Annotated in this window: 21 protein-coding genes; 10 read left to right on the top strand and 11 right to left on the bottom strand. The window is 66.7% G+C overall.

Going from position 1 to position 22222, the window contains the following annotated elements:
• Positions 1-83: 83 nt before the first annotated feature.
• The 4 genes from BAY15_RS09810 to BAY15_RS09795 form a co-directional block, all read right to left on the bottom strand.
• A complete protein-coding gene (locus BAY15_RS09810; protein WP_068851830.1) occupies positions 84-584 on the bottom strand; it encodes a CS1 type fimbrial major subunit in 501 nt (166 codons plus the stop codon).
• A 69-nt stretch (positions 585-653) separates the two neighbouring features.
• On the bottom strand, positions 654-1415 hold the full coding sequence (locus tag BAY15_RS09805) for a CS1 fimbrial subunit B flags: Precursor (protein ID WP_208856089.1): 762 nt from the start codon (positions 1413-1415) through the stop codon (positions 654-656).
• Between the two features lie 198 nt (positions 1416-1613).
• On the bottom strand, positions 1614-3062 hold the full coding sequence (locus BAY15_RS09800; protein WP_068851827.1) for an amidohydrolase family protein: 1449 nt from the start codon (positions 3060-3062) through the stop codon (positions 1614-1616).
• Between the two features lie 100 nt (positions 3063-3162).
• The gene (locus BAY15_RS09795; RefSeq protein WP_068851825.1) at positions 3163-3768 is read right to left on the bottom strand and encodes a glutathione S-transferase family protein; all 606 of its coding nucleotides are present in this window, start codon (positions 3766-3768) and stop codon (positions 3163-3165) included.
• Between the two features lie 122 nt (positions 3769-3890).
• Between BAY15_RS09795 and BAY15_RS09790 the strand changes: the two genes are divergently transcribed.
• The 4 genes from BAY15_RS09790 (at position 3891) to BAY15_RS09775 (ending at position 8932) form a co-directional block, all read left to right on the top strand.
• Positions 3891-4868 carry a helix-turn-helix transcriptional regulator gene (locus BAY15_RS09790; RefSeq protein WP_068854649.1) on the top strand — a complete coding sequence of 326 codons (978 nt, stop codon included), beginning with the start codon at positions 3891-3893 and terminating at the stop codon, positions 4866-4868.
• 50 nt (positions 4869-4918) lie between these two features.
• Positions 4919-5800 carry a LysR substrate-binding domain-containing protein gene (locus BAY15_RS09785; RefSeq protein ID WP_068851822.1) on the top strand — a complete coding sequence of 294 codons (882 nt, stop codon included), beginning with the start codon at positions 4919-4921 and terminating at the stop codon, positions 5798-5800.
• A 130-nt stretch (positions 5801-5930) separates the two neighbouring features.
• Positions 5931-6581, top strand: coding sequence for a response regulator transcription factor (locus BAY15_RS09780; RefSeq protein ID WP_167693294.1), 651 nt, complete (start codon positions 5931-5933; stop codon positions 6579-6581).
• Positions 6578-8932 carry an ATP-binding protein gene (locus BAY15_RS09775; protein WP_167693293.1) on the top strand — a complete coding sequence of 785 codons (2355 nt, stop codon included), beginning with the start codon at positions 6578-6580 and terminating at the stop codon, positions 8930-8932. The genes BAY15_RS09780 and BAY15_RS09775 overlap by 4 nt, the downstream gene beginning before the upstream one ends.
• Here the strand turns inward: BAY15_RS09775 and BAY15_RS09770 are convergent.
• The 6 genes from BAY15_RS09770 to BAY15_RS09745 form a co-directional block, all read right to left on the bottom strand.
• Positions 8877-9149 carry a hypothetical protein gene (locus tag BAY15_RS09770; protein ID WP_068851817.1) on the bottom strand — a complete coding sequence of 91 codons (273 nt, stop codon included), beginning with the start codon at positions 9147-9149 and terminating at the stop codon, positions 8877-8879. The two genes, BAY15_RS09775 and BAY15_RS09770, sit on opposite strands and share 56 nt — an antisense overlap.
• Positions 9150-9227: 78 nt before the next feature.
• The gene (crcB, locus tag BAY15_RS09765; protein ID WP_068851814.1) at positions 9228-9632 is read right to left on the bottom strand and encodes a fluoride efflux transporter CrcB; all 405 of its coding nucleotides are present in this window, start codon (positions 9630-9632) and stop codon (positions 9228-9230) included.
• A complete protein-coding gene (locus BAY15_RS09760) occupies positions 9632-10933 on the bottom strand; it encodes a replication-associated recombination protein A (RefSeq protein WP_237334239.1) in 1302 nt (433 codons plus the stop codon). Before BAY15_RS09760 ends, crcB begins: the two co-directional genes overlap by 1 nt.
• 111 nt (positions 10934-11044) lie before the next feature.
• Entirely contained in the window at positions 11045-11683 is a 639-nt protein-coding gene (lolA, locus tag BAY15_RS09755) for an outer membrane lipoprotein chaperone LolA (protein WP_068851808.1), read from the bottom strand.
• Between the two features lie 64 nt (positions 11684-11747).
• Positions 11748-13712: a DUF3857 domain-containing protein gene (locus BAY15_RS09750; protein ID WP_068851805.1), complete on the bottom strand. Its 1965-nt coding sequence runs from the start codon at positions 13710-13712 to the stop codon at positions 11748-11750.
• 13 nt (positions 13713-13725) lie between these two features.
• Positions 13726-16092: a DNA translocase FtsK gene (locus BAY15_RS09745; RefSeq protein WP_068851802.1), complete on the bottom strand. Its 2367-nt coding sequence runs from the start codon at positions 16090-16092 to the stop codon at positions 13726-13728.
• A 197-nt stretch (positions 16093-16289) separates the two neighbouring features.
• Here BAY15_RS09745 and trxB point away from each other — a divergent pair, with 197 nt between their 5' ends.
• Both trxB and BAY15_RS09735 read left to right on the top strand, forming a co-directional pair.
• Positions 16290-17261, top strand: a complete 972-nt coding sequence (gene trxB, locus BAY15_RS09740) for a thioredoxin-disulfide reductase (RefSeq protein WP_068851800.1) — start codon at positions 16290-16292, stop codon at positions 17259-17261.
• Positions 17262-17422: 161 nt separating this feature from the next.
• Positions 17423-17581, top strand: coding sequence for a DNA-binding protein (locus BAY15_RS09735; RefSeq protein ID WP_237334238.1), 159 nt, complete (start codon positions 17423-17425; stop codon positions 17579-17581).
• 66 nt (positions 17582-17647) lie between these two features.
• On the opposite strand, the gene BAY15_RS18850 is transcribed toward BAY15_RS09735, so the two are convergent.
• The gene (locus BAY15_RS18850) at positions 17648-19189 is read right to left on the bottom strand and encodes an N-acetylmuramoyl-L-alanine amidase (RefSeq protein WP_157771712.1); all 1542 of its coding nucleotides are present in this window, start codon (positions 19187-19189) and stop codon (positions 17648-17650) included.
• A gap of 197 nt (positions 19190-19386) precedes the next feature.
• Here BAY15_RS18850 and BAY15_RS09725 point away from each other — a divergent pair, with 197 nt between their 5' ends.
• From BAY15_RS09725 to BAY15_RS09710, 4 genes are all read left to right on the top strand, one after another.
• Complete coding sequence (locus tag BAY15_RS09725) at positions 19387-20517, top strand: GNAT family N-acetyltransferase (RefSeq protein WP_068851797.1); 1131 nt, start codon at positions 19387-19389, stop codon at positions 20515-20517.
• Positions 20514-21248: a leucyl/phenylalanyl-tRNA--protein transferase gene (gene aat, locus BAY15_RS09720; protein ID WP_068851794.1), complete on the top strand. Its 735-nt coding sequence runs from the start codon at positions 20514-20516 to the stop codon at positions 21246-21248. The genes BAY15_RS09725 and aat overlap by 4 nt, the downstream gene beginning before the upstream one ends.
• Before the next feature lie 99 nt (positions 21249-21347).
• The gene (infA, locus tag BAY15_RS09715) at positions 21348-21566 is read left to right on the top strand and encodes a translation initiation factor IF-1 (RefSeq protein WP_005409596.1); all 219 of its coding nucleotides are present in this window, start codon (positions 21348-21350) and stop codon (positions 21564-21566) included.
• Positions 21567-21783: 217 nt separating this feature from the next.
• Positions 21784-22158 (top strand): hypothetical protein, encoded by a 375-nt coding sequence (locus BAY15_RS09710; protein WP_068851791.1) that lies wholly within the window; start codon positions 21784-21786, stop codon positions 22156-22158.
• The last annotated feature ends 64 nt before the right edge of the window (positions 22159-22222 follow it).

The raw sequence follows: 22222 nt of genomic DNA, 5'->3' as shown, positions 1-22222 counted from the left end.
TTCCTGTGCATGAAGAAGGGGCGCGAGCGCGCCCCTCCTGTGGCAGCCGGAGCTGCCGGGGTGAAACATGCGCAGCTGCGCGATTACGGGGTGCCGCTCTCGAACATCATGAAAACGTTGCCCTGGTAGGTGCCCTGCACGTAGCTCTCGCCGGTCGGCGCAGCGGCGGTGATGGCAACCGCAGCGCGCTTGCTCGCAGCGGCTTCGGTCGGGGTGGCCACTTCAACCGCGTTGGCGGCACCGACCTGCAGGTCCTGGCCGGCGACGGCCACGGTCAGGTCGATGGCGTTGCCGGCGCTGGTCAGCATGGCTTCGGTGGTCAGGTAGGCGTTGATGGCGCCCAGGCCGCTCTTCATGTCGACCTGCTGCAGGATCGGATCCAGGCGCTGCGTCGCGATGTTCCAGCGCATGTTCTGGGTCTGGCCAGCCCAGTCGCCGACCGGCGAGATCTGCAGGCCGGTGGCGGACGGCACCGTGGCTTCAACCGTCACCTGGATGGGGAACTGCTCGGTGGCGGCCATGGCGGCAGCCGGGGTCAGGATCAGGGCAGCCGCAGCGGCCAGGACGGTGGTCTTGAGGTTCATTTTTCCTGCATCTCCAACGGAAAGTTGTCGCCTGGAGTCCGGCGACGGGACGGCGGTTCCGGGCGGAACCTAGCGGGTGAGCAGGACGTCCTTGCGGCTGTCCCCCTCAACGATCTGGAAGCGGTGCAGGTGCCCGGCACTTCGAGCGAAGCGTTCGGTGCGCCCGGGCAGCAGGTGCACCTTGCGCGACGGGGAGCACTTGCCCGCCTTGTCCTGCGCACTGCACTGGCGGATGTCATCGAGCACCACCGTGGTATTGCCGGCATTGCGCAGCTGCACGTGGCTGTCGTGCGTTTCGGTCTGCACGTCGTAGCGGGACGGGTCGGGATGCACGATCACGAATACGCCGTAGCCGGTCAGCACGTTGACCCCGGCCGAGAGCTCGTTGCGGTAGTCATCACGCTGCGCGTCGGTCAGCGCGAATTCGTCTTCGGACTGTGGCAGCACCGGCACGAAGCGCACGCGGTAGTAGCGTTCGGTGCTGCGATCCCCCTGCACCAGCAGGCGCGTGGCCTGTTGGCCCTGTGCCGGTACGATCAACCGCGACGGGCTGGCAATCAGTCCGGCGGCGGCAGCGGTGCCGGAGGTATCCACCGGGATCTCCTGATGGGTGCCATCCCCGGCGTAGCGCACTTCGCTGATCTGCACACGGACGAACGCCGTGGCATCGCCGGTATTGCGCACGCGCTTCAGCAGCGCCCCCTTGCCCGGCTCGGCATATTCGTACATCGCCCCCACATGGATGCTGGGAGCGGCCGCCTGAGCCGGATGAGGTGATGCCGTCATCGCCATGGCCATTGCTACCGCCAGCGCGGTGATCAGACGCTTCATCGAAGGGACTCCTGTTGTTCACGGGGCGATTGCATCGCCGCGTTGAATGGGGTGGCAGCATAAAGTTCTGCTACGCCGCGCCACATTCAATATTCCTCAATGCGTCACTGCAATTTGTTGTAGCGGCGCCCAAACGAAAACGCCCCGCTGATGAGCGGGGCGCCTGCTGCTTCTCTTGACTCTGCTGCGAGCAGATCGCTACTGGGCAGCGTCCTGCTGCCACGTGGCGACCTTGGCACGTGTCTGCGCCAGCAACGCATCCAGCGCCTTGCGGTCATACACGTGGCCACGCAGCACCACGGTGTTGATCGCGCGCGTGGCCTGGATATCCTGCAGCGGGTTGGCATCGAGCAGCACCAGGTCGGCGGCCTTGCCTTCGGCGATGCCGCCATAGCGGTCCAGCGTACCGAACCACGACGGACCCGCACGGGTTGCCGACGACAGGGCCTGGGCCGGAGTCAGGCCTTCCTTGACGAACAGGCTCAGCTCGTCATGCAAACCGATGCCGGGATAGTTGAAGGAATTGAGGAACCCCGCGTCGGTGCCGGCCATGACCGTCACGCCCGCCTGCTGCAGCATTGGCAGCACGGCCGCCACCTGGTGGTACTGCTGGTGGCGCTCGGCGATCTGCTCTGGACTCGCTTTGGCAGCACGTTCCACGCGCCACTGGTAGGTCGCCTGCAGCTTCGGGCCAATGTAGGCCAGGTACGGATCGTTCGCGTGGTCATCCTGGTCCAGGAAGTCGAGGATGCGGCCGCCGTTGAGCGTGGGCGTGACATATACGCCCTTCGCCGCAAAGTCACGGTAGGCGGCCATGGCGGTCTCACGATCAAAGCCGGCATCAAGCCGGCGATTGGCCTCGGCGCGATCAATCCGCTTGGCGGCGAAATCAGCGGCAATGGCGGCCTCGTCCTTGACCCCGGCCTTGTAGGCGTAGTCCAGGTGCTCGATCGAGCTGATGCCGGCGTCCACTGCCTGCTGCACGGTCAGCGCCATCGGGATGTGCCCGGACGCGCGCAGGCCATTGGCGCGGGCGCCACTCACTGCAGCCAGGAACAGGGGCGGGGTCAGGGTGCTGTCGGTGATCTTGACGAAGTCGACGCGGTCGCGCTTGAGCTGGGCCAGCGCGGCATCGAGGTCGGCCTGGCTGCCCACCTCCAGCGTTCCCTTCCAGACCGGCTTGATGCCTTCGATCTTGGCGCCCGAACTGAACAGCTGCGGCCCTTCCAGGCTGCCGTCGGCAATCTGGCCACGCCACTGCAGCACCTGCGTGGGCAGGTCGCCGGAACAATCGCGGATGGTGGTGATGCCATGGGCGATGTACAGCGGCAGCAGCGCCTTGTTCTCCTCGATCAGCTCCGGTCCGCCGCCGAAATGCACGTGCATGTCCCACAGGCCGGGAATCAGGAAGCGGCCGTTGCCATCGATGCGCTGCGGCGCCTTCCAGGCCTTGGAAATTCTGCGGTCGTCACCCACGGCGACGATGTCATTGCCGCGTACCACCACCGCCTGGTCGGCATGGGTGGTGGCATGTTCGACATCCACCACGGTGGCATGCCGGATGATCAGGTCGGCCTGTTCGGCGGCGAGGACGCAGGGCGCCAGTGCAAGCAGCACCGGGAAGGCAGACAGCGCAATGGGTTTCATGGCAACGTGGCAAAAAGGAGTACCTCCGCACCATACGGCGCGAAGGCATCCATTCACCAGTTAAATTTCGTCATGACGCGCATTACGGAATCGAATGCGCTCAGACCTCGCCCTGCATGGCCGGACGCGCCTGCACCTGCGCCAACCAGGCCGCCACGGCGGGATACGCGTCTACGCCGGCACCGACGTAGGTGCCATAGCCGACCACCTGCGCCACCACCAGGTCCACCAGCGAGTAATCGCCGCCCAGCATCCAGGGCTGCGATCCCAGCCGATCTTCCAGCAATCCCAGCAGCTCGGCGGCGCCCTGCCCTGCGGCGGCGGCCTGCGTACTGTCGCGCAACGGGCCTTCGCGGGTGGCCAGCATCAGCCGGTTGATCATCGCCGCGTAGGTCACATAGGCCCAGGCGCACCACGACAACGCCTGCAGCCGCTCCGGGGTGTCGGCCGCCGGCCACAGCCCGCGCGCCACGCCGAAGCGGTCACCCAGCCACAGATGGATGGCCAGGCCTTCGAAGATCGGCGTGCCATCCACCACCAGGCACGGCACCTTGCCGTTGGGGTTGATCGCCAGGTACTCCGGGGTGCGCTGCTCGCCGTTCCGGATGTCGATCCGCACCCGGTCATGGGCGACCCCCAGTTCGGCGAGCGCGCAGGCGACGGGGGTGGCACTGGACATGGGATGCCAATAGAAGACAACGGACATGTGGAACTCCTTGTGGATTGTCGGTGTGGAAAGGTGCGCCGCCAGGGGGCCTTGCACCGTGGCCACAGGCTAGCCACCATTGCGGACAGATCCTGTCCTCGACAGGCGCGATGCTGCCGCCCATGCTGACCACCTCCGCTCGACTGCTGCGCCTGCTCTCGCTGCTGCAATCCCGGCCGCATTGGCCGGGCAACACACTGGCCGCGGATATCGGCGTACATCCGCGCACGCTGCGCCGCGACATCGACCGCCTGCGCGAACTGGGCTACCCGATCCAGGCCAGCAGTGGCGTGGCCGGCGGCTACGCGTTCCGCGCCGGGCGCGCATTGCCACCGCTGCTGCTCGACGATGAAGAAGCGTTGGCCGCTGCGCTGGCCCTGCGCACTGCAGTGACCGGCACCATCAGCGGCATCGAGCAGACCGCGATCACCGCACTGGTCAAACTGGAACAGGTGATGCCGGCGCGACTGCGACGCCGGCTGGATGCATTGCGTACCGCGATCCTGCCGATCGACCAGGCCGGGCCCATGGTCGATGCCGGGCTGCTGGCCACCCTGGCCGGCGCCTGCCGCGACCAGCTGCAGCTCCGCTTCGACTATGCCGACCGCCAGGGACAGCCCAGCCAGCGGCTGGTGGAACCGCAGGGCGTGGTGCATGCCGAACGGCGCTGGTACCTGGTGGCCTGGGACACGCTGCGCGTGGATTGGCGCACCTTCCGCATCGACCGCATGACCAGCGCGGCAGAGGTGGGCGCGCACTTCCGCCCGCGCCCCTCGCCCGCCAATGGCGACCTGCGCGCGTTCGTGAGCCAGTCGCTGTCGCTGGGGCCATACGGGGACGAAGCGCGGGTGATCCTGCACGCGCCCATCGACATCGTGCGCGAACGCATACCGGCCTCGGCGGGCATGCTCGAAGCGGTGGATGCCCGGCGCTGCCTGCTGCGGTGTGGCGCGCACCCGCAGGGCGCGGTGGTGTACTGGCTGCTCGCGCTGGAGCTCGACTTCGAGGTACTGGGCCCGCCTGCGCTGCACGCGATGATGCAGGCCGCGGGCGATCGCGTGGCGCGCAGCCTTGCACGCAGCGGGGCCGCAGCTGGCTAGGCACCCGCGTGCATGCTAGAACGGGCATCATTCGTTTTCTGGATACCGCCATGCCGCCCAGTGCACAATCGCATCGCACCCTGTTCGAACTGGACCTGCTGCGGGCCATGGTGATGGTGGCCGACTGCGGCAGCTTCACCACCGCCGCCACGCGCCTGCATTCCACCCAGTCCACCATCAGCCAGAAGATCCGGCGGCTGGAGCAGTTGGCCGGGCACCCGCTGCTGGTGCGCGGCAACCGCGATGTGCACCCCACCGATGCCGGGCAGACGCTGCTGGGCATCGCGCGCCAGATGCTGGCCCTCAACGACCAGATGGGCGAAGCACTGGCCGGCGCCACGGTGGCGGTGACGGTCCGGCTGGGTGTGCCCGAAGACTTTGTCAGCCCCCGCACCACCGCCCTGCTGGGCCGCTTCACCCGCCGCCACCGGCAGGTGAAGCTGGAAGTCACCAGCGGCCTCAGCCGCGACCTGGCCAACGCCTACGACCACGGCGAGCTGGACCTGGTGCTGATCAAACAGCGCCGCAACAGCCGCCAGGGCGTGGCCTGCTGGTATGAGCCGATGCGCTGGGTGGACAGTGCACGCAGCCCCTGCATCGGCATGGACCCGATTCCGCTGGTGACGTTTCCGCCGCGCGGGCTGTATCGCGATGAGTTGATCGCTGCCGTGGAAAGCATGGGCCGGCGCTGGCGGATCGGCTTCACCAGCTCCAGCCTCAGTGGCATCCAGGGCGCGGTGGCCGACGGCATGGGCATCAGCCTGCTGCCAGCGCGTGCCGTGACCCGCGAACACCGCGCGCTCACCGCGCGCCAAGGTTTGCCGCCCATGGACGGCATCGAAATCGCGATGCTGCACCGTGACAATGCCGATCCGCTGGTTGTGGATCTGGCGTCGCAGTTCGCGCGACTGCTCGATCGCGAAAAACGGTGACGCGGATGCGCGCAGAGAGTGACGCACCTCTCGTACCGAGCATAGGAATAGTCCTAATCTGACATCAGACTATCTCCGCTGCGCGTTGAAGCGGTAAGAATGGCGCAAATCCCACGATTGCGTGCCTCCTTTGTCTCGACGCCATCCAGGCCCCGCATATGGACCGCTGCTGCCGTCCGTACTCAACATTGCCCTGCTGGATGACCACGATGTGGTCCGGCATGGCAGTTATGTACACCTGTCCACCGACCCGCGGTTCCATGTGGTCGGCAACCACGCCCACACCAGCTCCCTGATCAGCACATTGCAACACCACCTGGTGGACGTGGCGGTGGTGGACTACACGCTGGGCGAAGGCGACCTGCAGGGCATGGAGCTGCTGCGCATGCTGCGACGCCGGTTCCCGCGCGTGCGGGTATTGATGTTCTCGGCCAACGTCCATCACGTGATGATCTCCAACACCATGGCCGCCGGCGCTGCGGGCGTGGTCTCCAAGGGCGAGTCACTGGAAGCGCTGGCGCGCGCGGTCACCCGCGTGGCGGCCGGGCACACCCATGTGCCGGTCAACTACCGCGACGAACACGCCGAACACCGGTTGTCGCAGAGCGAGCGCGAAGTGCTGCAGCTGTGCCTGAGCGGCATGACCGTGACCGACATTGCCCTGCAGCGCAACCGCAGCATCAAGACCATCAGCACCCAGAAGCACGCGGCGTTCCGCAAACTCGGCCTGCGCACCGACCGCGACCTGTTCACCCTTCGCCACCAGCTGGCGGTGTGGTGAGCGGCAACTGGACCTGGGCCGGCGCCTTGACCGGGGTGCTGGTCGGCCTGCTGCTGCCTGTCACCGCGGGCAGCAGTGCCGAACCGCGGCTGGTCCGGGTGGCTGCCGACCCCTCCCAGCATGGCCTGCTCGCCAACGACAACCGCGCGGCGCGCGACACCAACCTGATCACCGGCTATGCGCAGCTGGTCGCCGAACAGGCCGGACTGGAATTCCGCGAGCAGCCGGTGGAATCGGCCACCGCCGCGCTGCAGGCGATCTGCGACGGGCGCGCCGATCTGATGCTGCTGCTGGGGCCGCTGGACAACGCGCCGTGCACGGCGTTGGCCGCATCACCGGCGTATTACCGCGGCCAGACCCTGATGGCCAGCCGCCACGCCCAGGCGCACCCGCCGGAATTCGCACACCTGCGCCGGGTGGCGGTGGTGCGCGGCACCCGCCTGGCCGAATGGCTGGGTGCCTACCACCCCCACCTGCAGGTGGTGGACCTGCCCAGCCTGCGTGAAGCGCTGTCCGCCGTGGAAGCCGGCGTGGTGGACGCGGCGCTGGACCTGGATGTGGCAATGCGGCCCGTAGTGCGCCGCGACTTCGGCAACAGCCTGCTGCTGCATGGCGGGCCATCCACCTTGCCAGGCAGCCTGCACCTGGTGGTGCGCCACCGCGATCGCGCCCTGCTCGACCAGATCCACCAGGCGATGCGCTCCATCAGCCCGCAGGAGCACGCGATGCTGATGCAGCGCTGGACCAAAGCCACGTACCTGAGCGGGCCGTCGCTGCAGGTGATGTCGCAGCACTTCCGCTGGGAACTGCTGGCCGGCGCGCTGATCCTGCTGGCCCTGCTCACCGCCGGGGTGTGGATGCGTGTGGCGCAGCAGTCGGCGCGGCGCAGCGAGCGCCAGCAGGCGCGCTTCATCGCCGTGATGAGCCATGAAGTGCGCAACGCCGCGCAGGCACTGGTCACCTCGGTGGCTCTGCTGCACCAGTCGGGCCTGGACCAGGGCCAGCGGCAACTGGTGAACGCCGCACGCAATGCGGGGGCCGGCCTGCGCCATCTGCTCGGCCACGCGCTGGACTATTCACGCCTGGCCACCGGCGAGTACCACCCCACCCCCGGCTGGCAGGACGTGCGCCAGCTGGCGCGTGACTGCCTGGCGGTGGCCCGTCCTGCGGCCGAGGCCAAGGGCCTGGCCATCACCCTGCTGCAGTACACCGACCCGCTGCCCCGGATGTGGCTGGACGGTGACGCGCTGCGGCAGGTGCTCAGCAACCTGCTGGGCAACGCGGTGAAGTTCACCGACCTGGGGCACGTGGACGTGACCCTGTCGCTGCACCTGGACCAGGACAGCGCACACCTTGGGCTGGCGGTCCGCGATACCGGCATCGGCATCCCGGCCGCGCTGCACGACACCGTATTCAAGCCTTTCGCGCAGGCGCACGACAGTCACTCGCGGCAGATGGGCGGTGCCGGGCTCGGCCTCTCCATCTGCCAGGATCTGGTACGGGGCATGGGGGGCACGGTGCAGCTGCGCAGCGCTCCCGGCGAGGGCAGCTGCTTCGAGGTGCGCTTGCCGGTGGTGATCGAAGCCACCGGCCCCTGCGCGGGGGAGCAGCCGCTGGCCGGGCGCACCCTGTTGCTGGTTGAAGACCACGCATTGAATCGCACGGTGGTGTGTCGGCAGTTGGAGACGCTGGGCGCCTCGGTGAGCAGCTGCGCCGACGGCGCCAGCGCACTGCACAGCCAGGCCGCCGAGCCCTGCGGCATCGTGCTGCTCGATTGCGTGCTCGACGACATGAGCGGTTACGAGCTGGCCGTCCAACTGCGGCAACTGGAGCGCCGCCACGGGCGTACGCCGGCCATACTGGTGGCAGTGTCTGCCAATGATTCGGCCGCGCACGTGGAACGCTGCCTCGCCTGCGGCATGGACGCGGTGCTGTGCAAGCCGCTGGATATCGGCCAGCTGCTCCGGGCATTGCAGGTGGAGACACAGGGGAACGCAGAGCGGCTGGCAAGCGCGAGCAGCGGCCCAACCGACCCTGTCTGGATTGAGATCCTGCAATCGCTGCAGGAAGAGCAGATGGCGCTGCATGACGCCCTGCGCGACCGGGCCGCCACCGCGCTGCGGCACCACGCGCATCGGCTGGCCGGCGTGCTGCAGATGCTGGGACAACCGGATCTGGCCGCGATTGCCGGCGACCTGCACGAACTGGACCTGGCCGACCCCGGCGACTGGCTGGATGCCGGGCGGCTGCTGGGTTACCTGCGCCCGGCCCTCGCCGGCCTGGCAGGCGGGACGATCATTTCAGCTGCAGGGGATAGCGCTGCCACAGCACGTGCACCAGGAACCCGGTGAGCTCGGCATCCTTTGCGCTGATCGCCGCACGGATCTTGTCCAGCAGCACCATGTCGCTGCAGGTGCGCACATCGGCGTGGTCGGCCTGCCCGGCACGGCGGGCCCGGTAGCGGGCCGCACGCTGCGCATCGGTCATGGCGTAGCCGAACGTGGGCGGACGGCCGCGCTTGCGCGGCAGCATCAGCTCCAGGGTGCCGGGGTCTTCTTCATCACGCATGACGGACGGGGAACGCAAACGGGGCGCGAACAATATCGTGAGATGTAACGGAAATCCAGCAGAAATACGCGGAATCGATCACCGCGCGAGCGTGGACTCCGCCAACCGCGCGCCCAACCACACCAGCGCAAATCCCGCCACCAGACTGATGCCCAGATACGTCGGCATCACCCACCCGCGTCCGTTGCGGACCAGCAGCACCGCCTCGAGCATCATCGACGAGAATGTGGTCAGCCCGCCGATGATGCCGACGATGGCGAACGCGCGCCAATACAATGCCGCGCTGCCGCGGGTCTGCAGCCAGACCACCACGTAGCCGACCGCGAAGGCCCCCACCAGGTTCACCGTCAGCGTGCCCCAGGGGAAGCCGTTGCCGAACTGGCGCAGCATGGCATCGCCGATGATGAAACGCAGCGCCGCGCCCAGCGCGCCGCCGGCCATCACCAGCCCCAGCTGCTGCCACCACGTCCCGAAGCCACCCATCAGTCGCTCCCTTTGCGCGCCCGCGCCTGCTCGCGCTCGGCACGCAGGCGGTCGAGCTTTTCCTTCAGCTTGATTTCCAGTCCGCGCGCCACCGGCTGGTAATACACCCGCTCGCCCATCGCATCCGGGAAGCCGGTCTGGTCCAGCGCGATGCCACCTTCGGCATCATGGTCGTACTGGTAGGTCTTGCCGTAACCCAGTTCCTTCATCAGTTTGGTCGGCGCGTTGCGCAGGTGCAGCGGCACCTCCTGGGTGCCGGTCTCGCGCACTTCCTGCTTGGCCAGGTTGAAGGCGGCATAGCCGGCGTTGGATTTGGCGGTGCTGGCCAGGTACAGCACCAGCTGGGCGAAGGCCAGCTCGCCCTCGGGGCTGCCCAGCCGTTCGTAGATGTCCCAGGCTTCCAACGCCATCGACTGCGCGCGTGGATCGGCCAGGCCGATGTCCTCGATCGCCATGCGGGTCAGGCGCCGGGCCAGGTAGGAGGGATCGCAGCCGCCATCGAGCATGCGCGTCAGCCAGTACAGCGCCGCATCCGGATTGGAGCTGCGCACCGACTTGTGCAGGGCCGAGATCTGGTCGTAGAACTGCTCGCCCCCCTTGTCGAAGCGGCGGGTGCGGTCGGCCAGCACCTGCACCAGCATCTCCGGACTGATCCGCCCGCCTTCACCGCCCGCCAGTTCCGCGGCGATCTCCAGCAGGGTCAGACCGCGCCGCACATCGCCGTCGGCGGCGGTCGCGATCTCCAGCAGCGCTTCGGGCGTGACCTGCAGCGCCTCGGCGCCGAGCCCGCGTTCCTTGTCCTGCAGCGCCCGCTCCAGCGCCTCGACGATGTCGGCCGACGACACCGCTTCCAGCACGTGCACGCGGCAGCGCGACAGCAGCGCTGAATTGAGCTCGAACGAAGGATTTTCCGTGGTGGCCCCGACGAACACGATGGTGCCGCGCTCGATATGCGGCAGGAACGCATCCTGCTGGGCCTTGTTGAAGCGGTGCACTTCGTCCACGAACAGCACCGTGCGGCGGCCTTCGGCGAAGCGCTGGGCCGCTTCGGCCAGCACCACCCGGACCTCGGGCAGGCCCGAAAGCACGGCGGAGATGGCACGGAATTCGGCGTCGGCGTAGTGCGCCAGCAGCAGGGACAACGTGGTCTTGCCGCAGCCTGGCGGCCCCCACAGGATCATCGAGTGCACATGCCCGGACTCGACTGCCCGGCGCAGCGCGCTACCCGGGGCGAGCAGGCGTTTCTGCCCCACCATCTCATCGAGGGTCTGCGGGCGCATGCGCTCGGCAAGCGGGCGCATGCTGTCCCGATCCACCGTCAGCAGATCGGGTTCATTGAATGTCGTTCGGTTTCTGGCCACGCCACTATTGTATGACCGAATGACGCAGCGCCGGGCCCTGCCCGGCTACGCTCAGTTGCCGATGACGTCGGTGCCCTTAGGCGGCGTGAACGTGAAGGTGGTTTTCGGGAACGTCGGGTTCCGCTTCCAGTCCTTGAACGAGATCACCGTGCGCTGGTTCACCGCATCGGTCACTTCCATGCGGGCCAGGCCCTGTGCGTTGAAGCCCAGCGCGGCGTACTGGAACGACGTTTCGGTTTCACGCTTCGGGGTCAGCGACAGCCACTGCAGGCCATCGCGCGGCGCGGCCTCTTCGCTGACGTCGTACTGCTTTTCCAGCAGCGCCGGGGTGATCAGCGCGATCAACGGGCTGTTCTGTTCCTCGGCGCCCTGCACCCGCTTGGTCGCCTGCTGCAGGTCCGGCTCGTACACCCACACATTCCTGCCGTCGGCAATGATCAGCTGCTCGTGCGGCACCTTGTACTCCCAGCGGAACTGGTTCGGCACCGACAACGCCACGCTGCCACTGGTGGTTTCCTTCACCTTGCCCTTGCTGTCGAACACCTTCTGCTCGAACTTGCCGTCCAGGCCCTTCAGGCCCTTGGTGAACGTGGTCAGCTCATCGCGGGCGCCGGCCCAGGCAGACACCGACCCGACACTGGCGCAGACCAGCGTGGCGGCGACAAGACAGCGGCGGAAAGTGCTCTGCATACGGGTATCCAATGAAGGTGGTAAGGATGGCCGGCAGTGTGCCGAGGTCATCCTGAATGGGGGGTCAGGGGACGGATTGCACCGTGCGCAGGTCGCCGTAGACCACCTGCCCGCGGAAGCCGCGCCGCACCTGCTGGTACAGCTCGCGGAACGCAGCATAGTCGCCCGGCTGGCACAGCGCATCCGCGCCGCGTACCGCGTTCTGGTGCAGGCGGTGGCGGGCGACGATGGCCTGCCCTTCGCGGCTCCACTCAAGCGCGTACTCCCCGGCGGCATTACGGAACTGCTGGTTGCGCGGCATCGCCACGATCGGCACCCGGGCCGGGAACTCCAGCCGGTAGGTTTCCTGGCGCAGGGTGTCGTTGCAGTAGAACGGGGTGGCGTTGTCCGGCGCCGACGTGGTGGTGTAGATGTCACGGAACGACTCGCCACCGGGCGGGTCCGGCAGCACCATGCCCCCGACCACGCCGAAATCGACGTAATCACGGGCGTGGAAATCGTAGCGGTAGTTGAACGGCCGGGTCAGGTCCTGCGGGTCGCCCAGCAGGGTCAGCGTGCCGCTGCCGTCGAAGCCGGACGAGGCCATGATCGATTCCTCCACCCGCGCCCGGTTCTGCGCGTTGAGGCGGGCGAACGCGCCGCGCATGCCGATCTCGCCCACTTCGCGGGTCTGGGGCACGGTCTGGCCCTGCAGGTTGCCGTCAGGGTCGAAGCGGAAGGTGACCTCGAAACCGCTGCCGTTGCGCGCGGCATCGTTGGCCGGGGTGCGCGCCACCCTGGCCTGGCGCGTGTGCAGCACCGGCGCACCGAGGTCGCCGTCGGGCAGCTGGCCAAAGCGCGCATACGCGCTGGTGGAATCCAGGTACAGGTCGAACTCGGGAATATAGGTGATGGCGTGGTTGAAGCGGCCCAGCAGGGGAATGTCCGGCAGGGTCGGGCCGCCGCCAGCACCAATCAGCACCGGGGTGCTGTCGATGCCGCGCGCGGCCAGCAACGCCTCCAGGATCACCACGTGGTCCTTGCAGTCGCCGTAGTGGTTGTCGAGGATGCTCTGCGCCGGGTTCGGCTCCAGCCCGCCGTTGCCCAGGTACACCGCCACGTAGCGGATGTTCTGCGACACCCAGCGGTACAGCGCGGCAGCCTGTTCACGGCGGTCCACGATGCCGCGGGTGACCTCGTCGGCCAGCGCCTGGATCCCCGGGGTCACCCGTGCCGCCTCGCCGCCCTTGAGCTGGTAGGCCTGAGCCACCTGCGCCCAGTCGCGGTACGTGCTGGCCATGATGGTCGGGCTGAACTCCCACGGCGCTGCGGTCCAGATCTGCACCGGCATCGGGTCCGGGCGGCGGTAGCGCCAGGACCAGGTCGCCTGCCCGTTCCGGATGACGGGTTTCTGGCTGCCCTGCACGCCCCGCTGCTGCACGTACATCGGCAGGGAGGCCGGCGCGCTCAGGGTGACCTGCGCATCGTCGTACTGGGAGAACCCGCTGAAGGTTTCCCACAGGCTGAAGTAGCCCGGGAAGTACGGCTGGGTCTGGCTGCGGCGGGTCTGGTAGACCACCCGGGTGCCCGGTGCCAGGTTGGGGAACACCACCACCCGCACCTTGCGGTCGGCGTACATGGCCGCCGCGGCGCTGGAGTAGCTCTCCTGGGTGTAGATGCGGTCGGCCGGCACGTCACGGCGCTGGCCGTCGGCGGTCAGGGTGTAGGCCGACAGCACCTCCAGCGTTTCCATCTTCTCGCTGTAGCTCAGCCGCACCTGGCTGAACTGCTCCACCGCCGCCTTGGTCTTGAGCAGGATGTCGTAGGACTCGGTCTGCACGTTCCCGGCGTCAGGGCGCACCACGTAATCGGCGCGGTAGCTGACGAAGCTGAAGTTGTTGCTGGCCTGGGTGTCGCTGGTGGCGGCCGGCGGGGCCGGCGCCGGCGCCATCGCAGGCGCCGGAACCTGGGCCGGGGCGACCGCCTGGGCCGACACCAGCAGCGGCGCCAACGCCAGCGCGCACGCGGTCATCCATGTCATGCGGATCATTGCGGTTCCGGCGTTATTTCGGCGGGGGCGGCGCGAGCACGCTGCGGTCGCCGTTGTGTTCGGGTGGGCTGACCACGCCGGCCATCTCCATGGCTTCGATCAGGCGCGCGGCGCGGTTGTAGCCGATCTTCAGCCGGCGCTGCACGCCGGAAATCGAGGCGCGTCGGGTTTCGGTCACGATCCGCACTGCTTCGTCGTACAGCGGATCCGATTCATCCCCTGCCGCCCCGCTGGACTCGGGCAGGCCACCGGCACCCACCACCACGCCATCGCCCATCATCTGCACTTCGTCCAGCACGCCGCTGATGTAGTCGGCCGGGCCGCTGGCCTTGAGGTGTTCGACCACGCGGTGAACTTCCTCGTCGGAAACGAAGGCTCCGTGCACACGGTCAGGCAATGCGGTGCCGGGCGGCAGGTACAGCATGTCGCCGTGGCCCAGCAGCGTTTCGGCGCCGGACTGGTCCAGGATGGTGCGCGAATCGATCTTGGAGCTGACCTGGAAGCCGATGCGGGTCGGGATGTTGGCCTTGATCAGGCCAGTGATCACATCCACCGACGGACGCTGGGTGGCCAGGATCAGGTGGATGCCGGCCGCACGCGCCTTCTGTGCCAGGCGTGCGATCAGCTCTTCGACCTTCTTGCCGACAATCATCATCATGTCGGCGAATTCGTCGATGAAGATGACGATGAACGGCAGCGTTTCCAGCGGGCGCGGGGCTTCGCCCAGCTCCGGGTTCGGCTTGAACAGCGGGTCCATCAACGGCTGGCCGGCGTCTTCGGCGTCCTTGACCTTCTTGTTGAAGCCGGCCAGGTTGCGCACGCCCACCGCGCTCATCAGCTTGTAGCGCCGTTCCATTTCGGCCACGCACCAGCGCAGGCCGTTGGCGGCTTCCTTCATGTCGGTGACCACCGGCGCCAGCAGGTGCGGAATGCCCTGGTAGACACTCAGTTCGAGCATCTTCGGGTCGATCATCAACATCCGCAGGTCTTTGGGCGAGGCCTTGTACAGCAGGCTCAGCACCATGGCGTTGACCGCCACCGACTTGCCCGAGCCGGTGGTACCGGCCACCAGCAGGTGCGGCATGCGCGCCAGGTCGGCCACGGTCGGACGGCCGGCAATGTCCTTGCCCAAGGCCAGGGTCAGCGGGCTGGCCGACTTGTCGTACTCCTTGGAGCGCAGCAGTTCGGACAGGTAGATCATTTCGCGGGTGACATTGGGGATCTCAAGACCCACCACCGACTTGCCCGGAATCACATCCACCACGCGCACCGACTTGACCGACAGGCCGCGGGCGATGTCCTTGTCCAGCGAGCTGATCTGGCTGACCTTGATGCCCGGTGCCGGCTCGATCTCGAAGCGGGTAATCACCGGACCCGGATACGCGCCGACCACCTGCGCGTCGATGCGGAAGTCCTTGAGCTTGAACTCGATCTGGCGCGACAGCGTTTCCAGCGTCTCCTCGTCGTAACCCTTGGGCTGCGGCTTGGGATCATCCAGCAGTGCCAGCGGCGGCAGGTCCGAGCCATCGCCATTGACGCCGCGGAACATCGGAATCTGGGTTTCGCGCTTGGCGCGGTCGCTCTTTTCCAGCACCGGTTCCGGACGCGGCTCGATCTTGACCGGCTCGCGCTTGGCGCGCACCTCGGCGTCCACCTTGCGCACTTCCTGGCGTTCTTCGCGCATGGCGCGGGTCTGCTGCCACTCGGTGGCCTGTTCCTTCTTCTTGCTGAGCAGCGGCGGCAGCGCCAGCACCGCGCGGCCGATCTTCTCCATCACCACGAACCACGAAATGCCGGTGGCCAGGGTGATCGAGGCCAGCAGCAGCACCAGCACGAACAGGTTCGCCCCTAGCGCGCCGAAGCCGGCACTGAGCGAATTGCCGACCAGCCGGCCGAGGATGCCGCCGGCATGGCCCACATCGCCACTGAACAGCCGCAGGTGCAGGAAGCCGGTGCCGGCAATCAGGAAGCCGACCAGGCCGACCAGCCGCAGCGCCGGGTCCAGGTCGTGTTCGCCCTTGCTCTCACGCTTGAGCCCGAACATGGCGAACCACGCCAGCGCGCCCAGCACGATCGGCAGCAGGAACGCCATGTAACCGAACAGCTGCAGCAGCACATCGGCCACCCAGGCGCCGACCCGGCCGCCCATGTTGTGGATGGGCGCCACCACGCTGCCGGTATGCGACCAGCCCGGGTCGCTCGCCGAATAGGTGAACAGGCTGGCGACCAGATACAGCAACGCCGGGGCGATCGCGATCAGGCCGAGGTCGCGCCACAGGCGCTGCCGACGGGGATTTTCGACCGGCGCCGCAGCCGCAGCACGGCGCGACGCCGCTTTGCCGTCGGGAGACTTGGATCGTTCCGGGACCTGTTTCGCCACCTTAGACCAGACCTTGGGAATGCACTGTTAGTGCTTGATAATAAACGACTGACGGCACGCCAACCACCACCGGCTGGGTTGCGCCGTTCCACCGCTCGCCTTGAATCGGGCGACCCCTGCCGCCACTCTATGACCTGTCTTGGACGCCGGGCAATCTTTCCCCAGCGCCCCGCCCCATCATCTCTTTGCGAGTCTACATGAGCAATTCCAAGCCTTCCCGCCACCAGAAGCTCGTCATCCTCGGTTCCGGCCCGGCCGGCTGGACGGCAGCGGTCTACGCCGCCCGCGCCAACCTGAACCCGGTGGTGATCACCGGCCTGCAGCAGGGCGGCCAGCTCATGACCACCACCGAAGTGGACAACTGGCCCGGCGACGCCCACGGCCTGATGGGCCCGGACCTGATGGCGCGCATGCAGGCCCACGCCGAGCGCTTCGAGACCGAAGTGATCTTCGACCACATCCACACCGCCGATGTGACCCAGCGCCCGTTCAAGCTGATCGGCGACAGCGCCGAGTACACCTGCGACGCCCTGATCATCGCCACCGGCGCCACCGCCAAGTACCTGGGCATTCCCACCGAAGAGGCCTTCAAGGGCCGCGGCGTGTCGGCCTGCGCCACCTGCGACGGCTTCTTCTACCGTGACCAGGACGTGGTCGTGGTCGGCGGCGGCAACACCGCCGTGGAAGAGGCGCTGTACCTGTCCAACATCGCCCGCAAGGTCTACCTGGTCCACCGCCGCGACACCCTCAAGGCGGAAAAGATCATGCAGGACAAGCTGTTCGCCAAGGTCGCCTCGGGCAAGATCGAGACCGTGTGGCATCACCAGGTGGACGAAGTGCTGGGTAACGAAGCAGGCGTCACCGGCGTGCGCGTGAAGTCCACCCTGGACGGCAGCACCCGCGACATTGATGCCCACGGCTTCTTCGTGGCCATCGGCCACCACCCCAACACCAGCCTGTTCGAAGGCCAGCTGACCATGAACAACGGTTACCTGGACATCCGCTCCGGCCTGGGCGGCAACGCCACCCAGACCTCGGTGGAAGGCGTGTTCGCCGCCGGCGACGTGGCCGACCAGCACTACCGCCAGGCCATCACCTCGGCCGGCTTCGGCTGCATGGCCGCGCTGGACGCTGAGCGCTACCTGGATGCCAAGGGCGAGCTGAGCTGATCAGCGGCACCTGAAGCACCCGAAGAAGGCCGGCGCCCAGCGCCGGCCTTCTTCGTTTCTGGTCATACACAACTGTTTGCAATGCTCGCCAGACGACCTTAAGACTACGCTGTACAGGTGAAGCATCGGCGCATCGACAAGCACCTCGGAGCCAGACAACTGTGACAGAGAAGATCGATACACAAGCGTTCGACGTAGCAGATCATCTACGCACCCCCGAAGAAATGGCGGCCTATCTAGATGCCTGCATCCTTGAGAGTGACGGCGACCCTGCGTTCATCACCAAGGCGCTAGCGGACATTGCCCGCGCCCAAGACTGAGTCACACTTGTTCTGCGAAAGCCGGCGCACCTCGCCGACCTTCTGCATGTCAATGGAGCTGCCAGATCAACTGCTGCTCTCGCATGTCATCCAGTGCTCGACGGGGCCGGAACTGACGCCGTCGGCATCGCGCATGACCGTGCTCCAGTTGACCATGCCGTAGCCGCTCCCTTCGCAGGACATCTGCACCTTGATGGGTGAGGCAGACGCCTCCGTAACCGTCTTCACTTCCGCCCTGCAGGCGCCCGGCTGGGTGCAGTAGACAGGCGTGAAGCTGAGGGTTACCGGGAACTGTGGATGGCCGTCGAAACGAACGCTGGTCTCTGCCGCCCCATTCGCAGGAACAGTAACGCGATCAATCTTTGACAGGGCCAGCGGCGTACAGTCCTTGCCATCACGGAACAGACGGTGGCCCTTCTCAACCCCCTTCATCGAAGCCGCACGGAACACCGGGTCCAATAGTGCCGCCGCATCTTCCGGATGCGTATGGAACGCCGTCTCGACGATGATGGAGGGCATGGTGGCCAGACGGTTTTCGCCCTTATCCTCGGAATGAGGCGCAGGCGCTACGACGAACGACTCGTAGCCGGGCGTACTTTGAATCAGTTCTTTCATTGCACATAGAACGCTCGCTCCCAGCGCTGCATCTGAGGGGCGCCCGGGCTGGACGATGACACGGGCACCCCTTGCCGTACCGTGATCATCTGCATTGCTGTGCAGGTGGATGGCGAATTCTGCACCCAGATGATTGGCAAGCAGTGGTCGAGTGTTGATGTCCTCTTTGTACTCGCGATCACTTGCAGCACTCCCTTCATGGGTATTCCATATCTCAGGATTGCCCGGGTACTGCGCCGCGACCGAATAGCGCGCAGCCATCCGCCACCACTCCTGCCCACTCTCCGGGTGAGTCCCCGTCCCATCTTGGACGCGAGGCCGGATCACAGGCATCTGAGAGCGAAGTTCGATGAAGCTTTTCAGCTCAGCGGCATAGGTGGGCGTCAGCATGCCCTCCATCACGCCGTTATGGGGGTCTCGTTGCGTCTTCCATGCTCGGTCCTTGTGGTCGAAGTAGTATCCATGCCCTGCCGCCACGAATGCCACGCCAGACCCCGCGACCTGCCCCGATCGCTCTCGTTCCTGCTTTTCACGGCGGATGCGCTCCCCGGCCTTTCGAGCCGCATCATCCTCCTCCTTGACCTCTGGAAAATAGTGGTAGACGTCGAATCCACCGTAAAGGTAATTGACCTGCGAAACATGCAGGAATCGATCTGTGACTGACAACAGCGCGTTGTTGATGATGCTGCGTTGATCTTCAAATGCAGGGCCGTAGTCCTGCGGGATGAAACCGCGATCCAGGTTCACGGTGATGACCTTTTGCGAAAGATCCACCGACGCACTGACATGCCTGCTTCTCGCCTGCCCCTCAAGCAGCTCTATACGCCCCACCAGATCGCTGGCTGCACGCGTGAGGAGCATATCCAGCTCCATATTGCTTTCTGGCGCCAAGACCTCAATTGCATGAAGCGGGGTCGGGGCGAAGCCGCAACACGCGCCGACGGCAAGCATTGAAGCGGAGAAGAGACGGTTGAGGCCACTGCACTTGATCACGACGAAGCTCCTGAGTCGACTGAGATTCGCGCCAACAGTTCGGCGCGACTTGAAATCTCCTCCCTTCATGGCCGCACGAACGCGCGCCAACGCACGCTTCCCGGCGTTTACTGAACGACTTTCTTATCGGTTACCGCAAGCCGATCAACGCTACCTAAAACACCCCGTTTTCCATCGGCCTGCCCTATCCTTCAGCCATGCCCGATATACGCTTCCTTCATCGCCTCACCGACCTGCCCGCCGCCGACTGGGATGCGCTGCACGACGGCCGCAACCCGTTCGTCAGTCATGCGTTCCTGCAGGGGCTGGAGGAACACGGCTGCCTGCGTGCGGAATGGGGCTGGCGGCCACGCCACTTCACCCTGTGGGAGAGCGGCCAGCTGATCGGGGCGGTACCGGGCTACCTGAAGGACAACTCGCATGGCGAGTTCGTGTTCGATCACGCCTGGGCCAATGCCTATGCCCGCCACGGGCTGGCGTACTTCCCGAAGTGGCTGGGCGCAGTACCGTATTCGCCGGTGAGCGGGCCGCGCCTGCTGGCGAAGGATGCGGAAACCGCTCGCACGCTGGTGGAGACCCTGCGCGCCGAAGTCGCCCGCATGGGCTGGTCGTCGGCGCACGTGAACTTCCACCTGGCTGAAGACGACGCCGCGTTCGGGCCGGACTGGCTGCTGCGCGAGGACATCCAGTTCCAGTGGCACAACCCGGGCAACTGGACCGACTTCAGCAGCTTCCTGGCGGCGATGGATCACAAGCACCGCAAGAACATCCGCCAGGAGCGCGCCAAGCTGGCCCGCACCGGGGTGAGCTACCGGATCGTGCACGGCGATGAAGCCACCGACGCCGACCTGCAGGCCATGCACGACTTCTACCTGCAGACCTTCAGTGAGTACGGCAATTCGCCGGCACTGACCCTGCCTTTCCTGCAGCACCTGGCCACGGCGATGCCGCGTCAGCTGGTGATCTTCCTGGCCATGCTGGAGGGCCAGCCGATCGCCGGCGCGCTGTGCCTGCGCGGTGGCGACACCCTGTACGGGCGCTACTGGGGCGGCGCCACCCTGCCCGGCCTGCACTTTGAAACCTGCTACTACCAGGGTATCGAGTACTGCCTGCGCGAAGGGCTCACCCGTTTCGAGCCCGGCGCGCAGGGTGAGCACAAGCTGGCGCGCGGCTTCCTGCCACACCCGGTGCGCAGCCGGCACTGGCTGGCCGAGCCCGCGTTCGCCGCCGCCCTTGCAGGCTGGTGCGCGCAGGAGCGCGAGGAAGTGCAGCGCTATGCGCAGCTGCTGGCCGAGCACACCCCCTTCAAAGCCATCGAGTCCCCATGACCCGGCACCTGCCCTGGCGACTGGACGACCGGCCGGACGCCCCCTTCCCGCCGGCCGAAACCGCGCTGCGCGATCCCGATGGCCTGCTGGCACTCGGCGGCGACCTCTCACCGGTGCGCCTGCTCAATGCCTACGCCGGCGGCATCTTCCCGTGGTTCTCGCAGGGCCAGCCGCTGCTGTGGTGGTCGCCGGACCCGCGCATGGTGTTCCGCACCGAGGGCGTCCACCTGTCCTCGCGCTTCCGCCGCAGCCTGCGCGCCAGCAGCTGGGTGCTGCGTGCCGATACACGCTTCCGCGAGGTGATCGAGGCCTGCGCGGCCAGCCCGCGCCCGGGGCAGGACGGGACCTGGATTACCCGGGACATGATCGAGGCCTATGTGGCGCTGCATGCCCTCGGCTTCGCCCATTCGATCGAGGTGCTGGACGGCGACCGGCTGGTGGGCGGGATCTACGGGGTGGCCATCGGCCGGATGTTCTTCGGCGAAAGCATGTTCAGCGCGGCCAGCGGCGGCTCCAAGGTGGCGCTGGCCGGGTTGGCCCACCGGCTGTCGTCGTGGGGGTGGCCATTGATCGATGCACAGGTGGAAAACGACCACCTGCTGCGGATGGGCGCCGTGCATTGGCCGCGGGAGCGGTTCCTGGGGGTGGTGCGGGAGCAGGTGCAGGCCGCAGCGCCGCCCGGGGGGTGGACGGAGCGGTTTGGCGACGTTTCCGCCGCATCATTGGCCTGAGGCGGACGGTTAACGCAATCTTTGCATCCCGGGGGAGATGCGCGTAAAATGCCCGCTCTTAAGGCCAGCTCGGCCGTTTATAGAACTGCACAGGACTACATGTCGAAAGACGACTCCATCGAGTTCGAAGGCACCGTCAGCGAGACGCTGCCGAACACCACTTTCCGCGTTCGACTGGAAAACGGGCATGAAATCATCGCCCACATCTCCGGCCGCATGCGCAAGAACTACATCCGCATCCTGACGGGCGACCGTGTCAAGGTTGAAATGACGCCCTACGACCTGACCAAGGGTCGCATCACCTACCGCATGAAGTAAGCGGCAGGGCGGCTTCTCCGGAAGACGCGATCAAAGGCCGGCCCTGCGCTGGCCTTTTTGCGTGGGCGCCATTCAGCTGTGCCCACCGTGCCGGCAGTCACCCTGCCCCACGGCACCCTGACATCAGTCAGCCTGCCTTGATGCAGATTCGCCACCGGCCGAACGCAGGCACTGTGGTCTACGGTCCACTCCGGATCGTGACCCACTGGCCCCCGCCATGAAGACCCTGATCGCGCTTTGCCTGTTGGTTGTTTCCAGCGCAGCCGCTACGGCATCGGCGCAGACTGCGCCAGCTGCCGCCACCCCGGCGGCCTCCGATTGCATCACCCTGTCCAGCGACCAGCAGCTGGTCCGCAAGGGCGCCGATCGCAGCATCCTGCTGCGCAACGGCACCGATCACTACATCGTCCATTTCCAGAACAGCTGCAGCCAGGCCAGCTTCTCGCGAAAGCTGGAGTTTGCCACCCCCAGCAACGAGGGCCAGCTGTGCGGGGCACGCGCCAGCAAGCTGCGCACCGACACCGGCAGCTGCGATGTCGCCCGGCTTGAGCCGATCAGCGCAGAGGCGTTCGCATCCCGCGCCAAGCGCTGAGCGGGACCCAACAAAAACGCCCCATCCGGGGCGTTTTTGCGTTCAAGGAGCCACGGCCAACGGT

Origin of the sequence: Stenotrophomonas rhizophila, from assembly GCF_001704155.1 — a bacterium.
Lineage (GTDB): Bacteria > Pseudomonadota > Gammaproteobacteria > Xanthomonadales > Xanthomonadaceae > Stenotrophomonas > Stenotrophomonas rhizophila_A.
Note: the sequence above shows the minus strand (reverse complement) of the source record. Positions and strands in the feature narration are given on the sequence as shown.

Bases quoted from the DNA above. Each gene is read 5' to 3' on its own strand.
- BAY15_RS09810 (WP_068851830.1), bottom strand. From the start codon at position 584: ATGAACCTCAAGACCACCGTCCTGGCCGCTGCGGCTGCCCTGATCCTG.
- BAY15_RS09805 (WP_208856089.1), bottom strand. From the start codon at position 1,415: ATGAAGCGTCTGATCACCGCGCTGGCGGTAGCAATGGCCATGGCGATG.
- BAY15_RS09800 (WP_068851827.1), bottom strand. From the start codon at position 3,062: ATGAAACCCATTGCGCTGTCTGCCTTCCCGGTGCTGCTTGCACTGGCG.
- BAY15_RS09795 (WP_068851825.1), bottom strand. From the start codon at position 3,768: ATGTCCGTTGTCTTCTATTGGCATCCCATGTCCAGTGCCACCCCCGTC.
- BAY15_RS09790 (WP_068854649.1), top strand. From the start codon at position 3,891: ATGCTGACCACCTCCGCTCGACTGCTGCGCCTGCTCTCGCTGCTGCAA.
- BAY15_RS09785 (WP_068851822.1), top strand. From the start codon at position 4,919: ATGCCGCCCAGTGCACAATCGCATCGCACCCTGTTCGAACTGGACCTG.
- BAY15_RS09770 (WP_068851817.1), bottom strand. From the start codon at position 9,149: ATGCGTGATGAAGAAGACCCCGGCACCCTGGAGCTGATGCTGCCGCGC.
- crcB (WP_068851814.1), bottom strand. From the start codon at position 9,632: ATGGGTGGCTTCGGGACGTGGTGGCAGCAGCTGGGGCTGGTGATGGCC.
- BAY15_RS09760 (WP_237334239.1), bottom strand. From the start codon at position 10,933: ATGCGCCCGCTTGCCGAGCGCATGCGCCCGCAGACCCTCGATGAGATG.
- lolA (WP_068851808.1), bottom strand. From the start codon at position 11,683: ATGCAGAGCACTTTCCGCCGCTGTCTTGTCGCCGCCACGCTGGTCTGC.
- BAY15_RS09750 (WP_068851805.1), bottom strand. From the start codon at position 13,712: ATGATCCGCATGACATGGATGACCGCGTGCGCGCTGGCGTTGGCGCCG.
- trxB (WP_068851800.1), top strand. From the start codon at position 16,290: ATGAGCAATTCCAAGCCTTCCCGCCACCAGAAGCTCGTCATCCTCGGT.
- BAY15_RS09725 (WP_068851797.1), top strand. From the start codon at position 19,387: ATGCCCGATATACGCTTCCTTCATCGCCTCACCGACCTGCCCGCCGCC.
- aat (WP_068851794.1), top strand. From the start codon at position 20,514: ATGACCCGGCACCTGCCCTGGCGACTGGACGACCGGCCGGACGCCCCC.
- infA (WP_005409596.1), top strand. From the start codon at position 21,348: ATGTCGAAAGACGACTCCATCGAGTTCGAAGGCACCGTCAGCGAGACG.
- BAY15_RS09710 (WP_068851791.1), top strand. From the start codon at position 21,784: ATGAAGACCCTGATCGCGCTTTGCCTGTTGGTTGTTTCCAGCGCAGCC.